Source organism: Acinetobacter sp. YH12126 (genome assembly GCF_013418745.1).
Taxonomy (GTDB): Bacteria; Pseudomonadota; Gammaproteobacteria; order Pseudomonadales; family Moraxellaceae; genus Acinetobacter; species Acinetobacter amyesii.
Map to the genome: position 1 here is coordinate 184,661 of NZ_VPBM01000008.1, position 10,232 is coordinate 194,892.

Below are 10,232 nucleotides of genomic sequence, written 5' to 3' on the forward strand. Positions count from 1 at the left end.
GAAGAGTTCTTATGGACATTGAAATTATTTTAAGCCTCTTATTTTTTGCATTTTTTGCCGGTGCAATTGATGCAGCAGTGGGGGGCGGAGGATTAATTCAAATTCCAGCCATTATGAATGCCATGCCGCACTTATCTCCGGCGACGGTGTTTGGCACCAATAAGTTGTCTTCGATCTTTGGTACGGCTTCAGCGTCCTATTCCTTTTTACGCCAAGTTAAACTACGTTGGAAATTACTTGCGGTCATTGCAAGTTGTGCATTCGTTGCCTCCTTTGTGGGCGCAGCTTGTGTATCGATGATTCCAAAAGAAGTCTTACGGCCTTTTGTTTTGGTCATGTTGATCGTGATTGCGATCTATACCTTTGCCAAAAAACAATTTGGTCAGGTGCATGTACGCCAAGAACTGACCCCTAAAATTCTCGGTCTTGCCGCTCTTGGTAGTTTGGTGATTGGCTTTTATGACGGCATCTTTGGGCCAGGCACGGGCAGTTTCTTTATCTTCTTTTTTATTCGTTATCTACAAGCCGACTTTTTACATGCCTCTGCTTTGTCTAAAGTGGCTAACTTAACCACCAATTTGGCTGCATTGAGTTTTTTTGCGCCCACAGGCCATGTGTTATTTGCTATAGGCTTAATGATGGCTGTGGCGAATATATTAGGCTCGATCGTTGGTGTACGTGCGGCGATTAAATACGGCAGTGGCTTTATTCGAATTCTATTTTTGATTTTGGTGAGTATTTTGATTGTACGGCTAGGGTATCAAACCTTTACGGGACAAGCTTAAAACAAAACTTAACAGAGCTGCGCTGTATTCTGATGCGGATATGTTTAGTATAAAAATGAAGCACTTTATTTTGCTGAATTAAAAAAATACTCAGCTATCGCTAAGCATCAGAGGGCATCATCAGAATGAATATTTTTGAAGCTTTACGTCAAAGTCATGAACAACAAAGAGCGCTTGCAGAACAATTAGTACAAACTTCTGGTGATAGTCCAGAACGTCGGGATTTGTTTGACCGACTTAAAAATGAATTATTCGCGCATGCTGTCGGGGAAGACCGATATTTTTATATTCCTTTAATGATGACCGATTCGGGGCTGAATATTACCCGTCATGCCTTGGCTGAACATCATGAAATGGACGAACTTTTAGAGCAGTTGACTGAGACTGAATTTAGCAATCCGGGCTGGCTGGCCATTGCCAAAAAACTTTCAGAAACTGTGCATCATCATTTACAGGAAGAGGAACACGGTTTCTTTCAACAAGCCGGTAAAATATTGGATGATAAGCAAAAAGAAGCTTTGGCTAAACAATACTTAGCCGAGTATAAAAAATATAAAAAAGCAGATAAAGACAGCCTGACTGGTTAAGTCCTTTATAGAAGCTAGACTTTTTCGAACCTTGTATTTAAAAGCCTTGTATTTAAAAGCTTAGATGTAGGAGTTCTTAGACAAGGTGTTGAAAAATGGCGGCAATCCCGCCATTTTTATTTAACTATTTTGCCTTTAAAAATTTAGTTGGCTGTTTCCGATTTAGAGGAACGCATCGTCACCCCGACTGAGGCGAGCATAATGCACACCAGAGCGAGCCATTGCCACATGCCGATACGTTCTCCCAATAAAACCATACCCGTAATAGCTGCCAAAGCAGGTGAGATACTCGACAATGTTCCATAACTCAGCTTACTTAGAATCTTTAAGGCTTTGAGGTCTAGGGCATAGGGAATCGCTGTGGCTAAAATGGCAATCAATAGTGCTTTAGGCCAATATTGTGTATCCAATAAAGCTGCTGCGTTGTTATAGAGGCCGATGGGTAATAAGGTCAATGCCGATAAACTAATGGCAATGGTCAGTGCATGCATGCCAATATTTTGGTGTACCACTTTTTGCCCGAAATAAATATAAAAGGCCCAACAAAGTCCGGCAGCCAATGCACACGCCGCACCAATCAGTGAGAAATTTCCGCTCTGGGCTTGTCCCCAAGGCACCATCAGCGCAATCCCTAAGATCGCCAAAAACACCCAAATATAGTCACTACGATTTTTTATCGACAGCAGTGCCAAACCCAGTGGGCCAATAAACTCGAGTCCAACGGCAATGCCTTGAGGGAGTTTGCCCAGTGACATATAGAACAAGACATTCATGAGGCACAGTGCTGCGCTATAGCAGAGCAGATCGCGCCATTTTAAAAACGACAGCCGTTTTAAAATGTGCCATGAACGAAACATTAAACAAATAATAATTGAAGCAAAACAGAGTCGTAAAATGGTCACACTGAGTGGATCAAGCACCAAAAATAATTGTTTGGCGAATGATGCACTGATTTGATAGGAGATCATGGAGAGCACCATGAAAACAACAGCGAGAAGTTGTGAATTTGGCATGCGGCACACAGTTGTTGGGCGGTGTTGAGCCCTATTTTTGAGTCAATACAGTATAGCGGTTAATGCTAACAATTGAGTGAATTTTAACATTTGACCAAATCATGATGGATTTTGAATTTAAATGACTTTGGCTTTTTGCGTGGTATAGGTACACCCAATCGATGCACAGATGATGACAGCAAGGGCTAACCACTGGGTCCACAGCAATTGTTCATTTAAGAAAACAAAACCAGAGAGTGCTGCAATTGCAGGTTCTAGGCTCATGAGCGTTCCGAAACTGAGCGCCGTTAAATTGCGGAGCGCAATCATTTCTAGAGTAAAAGGTAAAGCACTGGCTAGGATCGCAAGTGCAATAAAATACAGCAGACTACTTGGCTCAAACGCCTGTGCCGGCATACCTGCAAAGAGTGCGATGGGCATCAAAACACACATGCCGACGAACATGCCTAAGCAAACGGTATGATTGCCTGAGACCCCTGACGGTTTTTGACCAGCCACGATATAGAGTGCCCAACAGGCACCTGCGCCAAGGGCGAGGGCAATGCCAACAGGATCAAGTCGTTGTGCAGCTTGGTCAAAAGGAAAGAGCAGGATAAGGCCTAAAATAGCCAGTCCGACCCAAATAAAGTCAAATTTTCGGCGTGCAGCAAATAGTGCGACACTGAGCGGACCAATAAATTCAAAAGAGACGGCAATGCCGAGCGGGAGTCGATCAATCGACAAGTAAAATAATACATTCATCCCTGCTAAGGCACAGCCATAGCTCAGAATAGATGACCATTTCACTTGTTTAAAATTGATCTGCCAAACTTTAAAAATAATCGCCAAAATTAAAGCGCCTAGCATTAAACGCATCGCCGAAACGGTCAGTATGGGAAATTGACCGAAAAGATATTTGGCAAACGAACCACTGCTTTGCATACTGATCATTGCAATAAGCAAGATCAGTGGTGCTTGTAGAGCAGGGATAATTTTAAAATTTGGCATAGACTAAATTTGTTTCGATGACTCGAATAGCGGGAGATTGGCAAAAGCCAGATTTTAAAAGTCTACTACAATAAAAAAACCACAGCCCGAAGGCTGTGGCTTCAGTGTCTAATTAAATTAGAACAATACGCGAACGCGGATGGTACCTTCAACTTCGTGAAGAGTATCCAAAGCTTCTTTAGATGCAGTTGCATCAACGTCCATCACAAGATAACCCACATCGCCTTTGGTCATTAAAGACTGACCAGAGATGTTGATACCGTGTTCAGCAAACAAGTTGTTGATTTTTGAAAGAACGCCTGGCACGTTTTTGTGGATATGAAGTAAACGGTGTTTGCCTTCAGTCAACGGTAAGGCGATTTCTGGGAAGTTCACTGCAGATAAAGTCATACCTTTATCAGAGTAAGCAACGAATTTTTCAGCAACTTCAAGACCGATGTTTGCTTGCGCTTCCATCGTAGAACCACCTACGTGAGGGGTTAAAATCACGTTGTCTAAGCCACGAAGTGGAGAAACAAATTCTTCACCGTTTGCTTTTGGTTCTTTCGGGAATACGTCAACCGCAGCACCAGCAATGTGACCAGATTTGATTGCATCAGCAAGATCTTCAATGATGACACATGTACCACGTGCAGCATTGAGGAAGATTGCGCCTTCTTTCATTTGAGCAAATTGGTCTTTGCCGAAGAAGTTGCGAGTTGATGGAACGTCTGGAACGTGTAGAGATACGACGTCTGCATTGGCAAGAAGTTCACCCATAGAACCGACTTGACGTGCATTACCCATTGGAAGTTTAGTTACGGCATCGTAATAAATTACGTGCATACCTAAACTTTCAGCAAGTACAGAAAGTTGCGAGCCAATCGAACCGTAACCAACAATACCTAAAGTTTTACCACGAGTTTCAAATGAACCAACTGCAGACTTGTTCCAACCACCACGGTGAGTTGAAGCAGATTTTGCAGGAACACCACGAAGTAATAGAATCGCTTCAGCAAGTACTAGTTCAGCAACTGAACGCGTATTTGAGTATGGTGCGTTAAATACTGGAATACCGCGAATCATTGCAGCATTTAAGTTCACTTGGTTTGTACCGATACAGAAACAACCCACAGCAATCAGTTTGTTCGCCGCTTCAAAAACTTCTTCAGTTAATTGAGTACGTGAACGAATACCAATGAAGTGAGCATCTTTAACCGCTTCTTTCAACGCTTCACCCTCAAGCGCAGTTTTACGGTAGTCAATGTTGGTGTATCCAGCAGCATTTAGAGTGTCGATTGCGTTTTGGTGAACGCCTTCTAACAACAAGAAACGAATTTTATCTTTAGGTAAAGAAAGATGTTGGCTCATTACGGCTCCGCTACAAAGGCCAAATTTAGTGCGCATATAATAGCATAGGAAGTCGCCTGATATACATTTCCTTTATGACTGACGTCATGGCTATTTTGGCGAATGATGAGTCAATTTTTTTAGATTTGGTCTAATTAACTTGGTCATATTCCTCGTGACATTTTGAAATCACGTTTTTCTTTGGGTTTTGTCAAAAAAAGCCCAGTTATAGCTTATAATGGTGCCGCTCAAAATCATCATGACCAATTCCCTGACATTTTGATGCGCTCTGTTTCAGGCTTTTTCCCTTGAAATATGCGTTACCGCAGTTTTGACTGAATGAAGTCTGGACCTTTAAAAAAACTTGTTTACTTCTTGCAAGGTCTGAAAACGATGAATGCTCCAGTCGCTTTAACCCCAGAGTTATTGACCCAATTGACCGCTATTGTTGGCGAAAGCCGAATTAAAACTGATGCGGATAGTCTCCAAAATTGGGGTCGTGACCATACTAAGCACTTCGATCCAAACCCGTCGGTCGTCGTTTTCCCTTCAAGCACAGAACAAGTTCAACAGATTGTAAAACTTGCCAACCAATTTAATGTAGCGATCACACCAAGTGGCGGTCGTACAGGTTTATCTGCGGGTGCTGTGGCTGCTAACGGTGAAATCGTGGTGAGCATGGACAAGATGAACCAAATCTTGGAATTCTTCCCAGCTGACCGTATGGTACGCGTACAAGCAGGCGTGGTGACTGAACAACTTCAGAACTATGCTGAAGAACAGGGCATGTACTACCCAGTTGATTTTGCATCTTCAGGTTCATCTCAAATTGGCGGCAACATTGGTACCAACGCAGGTGGTATTAAAGTCATCAAATACGGCATGACTCGTAACTGGGTGTTGGGCATGACCGTGGTTACAGGTAAAGGTGACATCCTGCGCTTGAACAAAGGCATGATCAAAAACGCGACTGGTTATGCGCTTCAACACTTATTTATTGGTGGTGAAGGTACGCTAGGTTTAGTGACTGAAGCTGAAATCAAACTTGAACGCCAACCCCATGACTTACAAGTGTTGGTTCTCGGTGTGCCTGATTTTGATGCGATTATGCCTGTTCTACATGCCTTCCAAAAGAAAATCGACCTGACTGCATTTGAGTTCTTTGGTGAGCTTGCGATGCAAAAAGTATTGGACAATGGTCATGTGCAACGTCCGTTTGAAACACCATGTCCGTTCTATGTATTACTTGAGTTTGAAGCACCATTTGAACCGATCATGGATGCGGCAATGGAAATTTTTGAACATTGCATGGAACAAGGTTGGGTACTGGATGGCGTGATGAGCCAAAGCTTAGACCAAGTACATAGCTTATGGCGTTTACGCGAAGACATTTCAGAGTCAATCGCACCGTTCACACCATACAAAAATGACATCTCAGTTCTGATTACACATGTTCCTGCATTTATTAAAGAAATTGATGCAATTGTGGAAGCGAATTACCCAGACTTTGAAATTTGCTGGTTCGGTCATATTGGTGACGGTAACTTGCACTTAAATATTTTGAAACCTGCGGATTTAAGTAAAGATGAATTCTTTGCAAAATGCCAAGTGGTAAACAAATACGTATTTGAAACTGTGAAAAAATATGACGGTTCAATTTCAGCAGAACATGGCGTGGGTATGACCAAAAAGCCTTACCTCGATTACACACGTTCAGCAGAAGAAATCGAATATATGAAAGCATTGAAAAAAGTATTCGATCCAAATGCAATTATGAACCCAGGTAAATTGTTCGATCTTTAATTTTTTTAAAGACGTACTAGAACGCATCTTCGGGTGCGTTTTTTTATGGCTATAGCACGCCTTTTTAGCCGCACATGGATGAGAAACAGCACGTTGATTTTGTGGAGTGAGGTACTTCTTTTACATTGCTTAAATAGTGTTTTGGACAAATGTTCGGCATGATAGGACTGAATAATAAATTTGAGTTGCTTCTATGTATCGTTTAATTGCTGTGTCTGCATTGTGTGTGGGGATGTTGGCGGGTTGTGCGACAACGCAGAAAATTGTGTCTAAAGTCGGTTCTTCTGCTACGCCACTCGATCAGGTATTAAAAGAACGTCCTGATTTGCGTAAAGAGCTGTCGACTGTAGAAATTCGTCAGTACTTTAACCGTGTCGAGTCGCCAAATGCGGGGCAGGTGAAAGTGACGGAAACAGGTTTGATGGATGATTCGGTGAAATCAATTCGTACTATTTATAGTTTTAGATTGGTGGATGGTGACTGGCAGCGTGTAAATACGCAAAAGGAATATCAGTGCCAACGTGGTAAAAATACCAAGACTTTCCAATCGGCGAAGTGTCCTTAATAAATCTTTGATTTATGGTTGGAATTTAGGCATGTGTGCCTCATAAAAAGCGTATCGATTGATGCGCTTTTTTATTTCAGAAAGAACAAGCTAGCGTGACAATTCAAATCAAATTTTGAATATATCTTCATATTATTTAATTTATTTCTTAATCAATGTTAGGGTGTGTTGACATTTACAGCCGATAAATTGAGCTAAAGAGGCAACCATATAAATATACAAGTTAAAGCAACAGCGCTTTGATAGTTACGTTTTAGCTTATCGTATCTTGTGGCAATTCCTCTAAATTGTTTTAATCTACAAAATGCATTTTCAACTAAATGTCTGATTTTATACATATACCAGTCCATATCATCATTGCTAGATTTGGCATTTGATCTTCGAGGAATGTTTGCTTTCGTATTACTTTCTCTAATTTTCTTTCTGAAACTTTCTGAATCATAGCCTTTATCTGCACATAGCATTTCTGACTCTGTTAAATCTAATTTTGATACAAGATCAGGTGCAACCTTAATATCATGTGAAGTTCCATCTGAAATAATAAATTCAATAGGATTACCATTTGAATCGATTGCTAAATGTATTTTTGAACTATTACCACCAATACTTTTGGAAATACTTTGATTCTTAATACCAGCTGAATGTTGATGCGCTCGTACATGGCTCCCATCGATAAAAATCCACTCTTTATCAGCATGCTGGCTGAATAATTTAAAAATATTCATAAACTTACTATTTTTAGACCATCGATTATATTTCTTAAAAATAGAATTTGATTTACCAAACTCTTGAGGTAAATCACGCCAAGGACAGCCTGTTCTAATTCGAAATAAAATCGCTTCAATAAAATTCCGTAAATTTAATTTGAGATAAATATTAAAGTGACGGAAAATAGCAAGTAACTTGGACCAGTGTTGATCATTTAGCATTGTTCGAGGCATAGCGAGTGTAAAATTGGGTTTGGCGATTTAATTTTACTATCTCGCTATTTTTTTAATCAACAAATGTCAACAGACCCTAAATAAAGTTGAATTAAAGTTTTATAAAATCCACAGTTTGGCCATATTAATGGTATAAAAACAGTCACACTGCCTAAAACATAAATTTATGAACATCCAACAAGAAATCCAAAAATTATTCCAAAACCGAGATGAATTTCCATTATTTTATATTGAGAGTGGCAGTCGATTATGGGGCATGGCAAGTCCAGACAGTGATTATGATGTACGAGGTTTTCATCTCCCGTCTAAAGCACAATATTATGACTATCGGAAACATCGTGACCTTATTGAAATCATGGATGGTGATTTTGATTTCGTCTCTTTTGATTTGAATAAAATGTTTGGTCTATTGGCAAAGAGCAATCCGACAGTATTGGAATGGGTCCGCGCACATATTATTTATTTGAATCAGTTTCCTGAGTGGGAGAATTTTCGTGAGGGTCTACTTGAGCGTATAGATTATAAGGCTTTGTATTATCATTATTTATCACTGGCAAAAGGTGGTATGAATGTCATGCAAACGGCAGAGAATTTTACCTATAAAAAAGTGTTCTATTCGATTCGAGGGTTAATGTCTGCTGAGTTGGCTACACAAAAAATTATGCCTGAACTATTGATTACACAGTTGTTTGAACAGATTGATGCACAAGATCCATTGCGTCATTGGGCAGAAGATTATTTGGAAATTAAAAAACAGCAAAAAGAAAAGGCACAAGTTCCATTGGCTGAGCAAACCCAAATTTTAAAATTGCTGAATGATAAAATTGAAGCACTTAATGCAAAGCCGATAGAAGCAACCAATGATTTACACAAATTACAGTCTTATCTCACAGAGTATAGTTTCCGTATAAAACAGCATTTTTACGATTAAAATTTATTTTCTATACAATTGTATGATGAAAACCCTCGCTTTTATTCACGTCAATGATTCAGGCTCACCTGTCGGTGACTTTGCTCCAGTGACTTCAGTTTTTTCCCATTATGAATTGGGAAATACCGTTTCGCCTTTTTTATTGCTCGACCACTTAGGGCCTGGGGTTTTGAAACCAACCAAACTGAAAAAAGGCGTATTGGAACATCCACATCGAGGGTTTGAAACCGTCACATTAGTGTTTAAAGGCGAACTCGAACATCATGATACGACTGGCGGCGGTGGAGTCATTGGTGAGGGCGATGTACAGTGGATGACTGCTGCTTCAGGCATACAACACGAAGAAGTTTTTAGCCAAGCCTTTGCTCAGCGGGGTGGAGCATTTGAAATTTTGCAACTTTGGGTCAATCTGCCTGCCAAAGATAAAATGAATCCTGCACGTTATCAGAGCTTAGCCAAAGCCAATATTCCAAAGGTCGATTTAGCCCAAGATGCAGGTTATGTAAGGATTATTGCAGGGCATTATTTAACAGCCGACGGCCCCGCAGAAACACATACGCCTATGCAGGTATTTGATGTCTTTGTCAGAGCCAATCAAAGCATCACCCTGCCTGCACAGGAAGGGGATACCACGCTTGTGTATTTACGCTCAGGCAAACTGAAATTTAATGAAACGGATGAACAGTTAAATGCACAGCATATGGCAGTTATGTCGAGCCAAGGTGAAAATGTCGAATTGACGGCAGTCGAAGATAGCCACATGTTGTATTTATCAGCGCAGCCTTTAAATGAACCCATTTATGGGCGGTTATTTTGTGATGAATCATTTTGCTGAAGTCATGCAAGCCTATGAGGACCTAAAACAAGGCCGCTTTATCAAATGGAGCGTAAAACTCTGTCCTTCAGGTCAGAGATATAAGCAACACGACCTGAAGTGTCGTTTGATTTAACTAAGGACTATTTTCCTTGAGTTTTGATTGTTAATATAAGTACATGAAAACCCTTAAATTACGTATAAAAGACAAACATTGCAAGGTGTTAGACCAACTAGCATCAGAAGTGAACTTCGTCTGGAATTATGTCAATGATTTAGGGTTTAGGCATTTGAAGCGGAAAGGTGAATTTCTCTCTGCTTTTGATATTGCCAAATATACGAAAGGCACGTCCAAAGAATGTAATTTACATAGTCAAACCATTCAGGCTGTAACTGAAGAATTAGTCACCCGAAGAAAGCAATTTAAAAAGGCAAAGCTGAAATGGCGTGTCAGCAATAAAAAATCAGCAAGGCGCT

The 10,232-nt window shown here is 40.5% G+C and carries 9 protein-coding genes and 2 pseudogenes; 7 read left to right on the forward strand and 4 right to left on the reverse strand.

Annotated elements, in window-relative coordinates; genetic code table 11:
* Positions 1–11 precede the first annotated feature (11 nt).
* Positions 12–785: a TSUP family transporter gene (locus tag FTU62_RS08020; RefSeq protein ID WP_180008735.1), complete on the forward strand. Its 774-nt coding sequence runs from the start codon at positions 12–14 to the stop codon at positions 783–785.
* A gap of 125 nt (positions 786–910) precedes the next feature.
* Positions 911–1,372: a hemerythrin domain-containing protein gene (locus FTU62_RS08025; protein WP_168378156.1), complete on the forward strand. Its 462-nt coding sequence runs from the start codon at positions 911–913 to the stop codon at positions 1,370–1,372.
* A 143-nt stretch (positions 1,373–1,515) separates the two neighbouring features.
* On the opposite strand, the gene FTU62_RS08030 is transcribed toward FTU62_RS08025, so the two are convergent.
* The 3 genes from FTU62_RS08030 to serA form a co-directional block, all read right to left on the reverse strand.
* Positions 1,516–2,385, reverse strand: a complete 870-nt coding sequence (locus tag FTU62_RS08030; protein ID WP_180102368.1) for a DMT family transporter — start codon at positions 2,383–2,385, stop codon at positions 1,516–1,518.
* Positions 2,386–2,502: 117 nt separating this feature from the next.
* A complete protein-coding gene (locus FTU62_RS08035; protein ID WP_180102369.1) occupies positions 2,503–3,372 on the reverse strand; it encodes an EamA family transporter in 870 nt (289 codons plus the stop codon).
* 117 nt (positions 3,373–3,489) lie between these two features.
* Positions 3,490–4,722 (reverse strand): phosphoglycerate dehydrogenase, encoded by a 1,233-nt coding sequence (serA, locus tag FTU62_RS08040; protein WP_078192852.1) that lies wholly within the window; start codon positions 4,720–4,722, stop codon positions 3,490–3,492.
* Positions 4,723–5,094: 372 nt separating this feature from the next.
* Between serA and FTU62_RS08045 the strand changes: the two genes are divergently transcribed.
* Positions 5,095–6,504: an FAD-binding oxidoreductase gene (locus FTU62_RS08045; protein ID WP_078189543.1), complete on the forward strand. Its 1,410-nt coding sequence runs from the start codon at positions 5,095–5,097 to the stop codon at positions 6,502–6,504.
* Positions 6,505–6,697: 193 nt separating this feature from the next.
* Positions 6,698–7,069 (forward strand): hypothetical protein, encoded by a 372-nt coding sequence (locus FTU62_RS08050; RefSeq protein ID WP_078192499.1) that lies wholly within the window; start codon positions 6,698–6,700, stop codon positions 7,067–7,069.
* Between the two features lie 194 nt (positions 7,070–7,263).
* Here the strand turns inward: FTU62_RS08050 and FTU62_RS08055 are convergent, their stop codons facing one another.
* Complete coding sequence (locus FTU62_RS08055; protein ID WP_180092519.1) at positions 7,264–8,010, reverse strand: IS5 family transposase; 747 nt, start codon at positions 8,008–8,010, stop codon at positions 7,264–7,266.
* Positions 8,011–8,176: 166 nt separating this feature from the next.
* Here FTU62_RS08055 and FTU62_RS08060 point away from each other — a divergent pair, with 166 nt between their 5' ends.
* The 3 genes and pseudogenes from FTU62_RS08060 to FTU62_RS08070 all read left to right on the forward strand — a co-directional run.
* On the forward strand, positions 8,177–8,941 hold the full coding sequence (locus FTU62_RS08060) for a DNA polymerase beta superfamily protein (RefSeq protein ID WP_180102370.1): 765 nt from the start codon (positions 8,177–8,179) through the stop codon (positions 8,939–8,941).
* A gap of 25 nt (positions 8,942–8,966) precedes the next feature.
* Positions 8,967–9,891, forward strand: a pseudogene (locus FTU62_RS08065) (pirin family protein).
* A gap of 43 nt (positions 9,892–9,934) precedes the next feature.
* Positions 9,935–10,232 (forward strand): annotated as a pseudogene (locus FTU62_RS08070) (RNA-guided endonuclease TnpB family protein); the annotation flags it as partial.

Coding starts and splice junctions, on each gene's coding strand:
- FTU62_RS08050 (WP_078192499.1), top strand. CDS start 6,698: ATGTATCGTTTAATTGCTGTGTCTGCATTGTGTGTGGGGATGTTGGCG.
- FTU62_RS08055 (WP_180092519.1), bottom strand. CDS start 8,010: ATGCCTCGAACAATGCTAAATGATCAACACTGGTCCAAGTTACTTGCT.
- FTU62_RS08030 (WP_180102368.1), bottom strand. CDS start 2,385: ATGCCAAATTCACAACTTCTCGCTGTTGTTTTCATGGTGCTCTCCATG.
- FTU62_RS08035 (WP_180102369.1), bottom strand. CDS start 3,372: ATGCCAAATTTTAAAATTATCCCTGCTCTACAAGCACCACTGATCTTG.
- FTU62_RS08025 (WP_168378156.1), top strand. CDS start 911: ATGAATATTTTTGAAGCTTTACGTCAAAGTCATGAACAACAAAGAGCG.
- FTU62_RS08060 (WP_180102370.1), top strand. CDS start 8,177: ATGAACATCCAACAAGAAATCCAAAAATTATTCCAAAACCGAGATGAA.
- serA (WP_078192852.1), bottom strand. CDS start 4,722: ATGAGCCAACATCTTTCTTTACCTAAAGATAAAATTCGTTTCTTGTTG.
- FTU62_RS08020 (WP_180008735.1), top strand. CDS start 12: ATGGACATTGAAATTATTTTAAGCCTCTTATTTTTTGCATTTTTTGCC.
- FTU62_RS08045 (WP_078189543.1), top strand. CDS start 5,095: ATGAATGCTCCAGTCGCTTTAACCCCAGAGTTATTGACCCAATTGACC.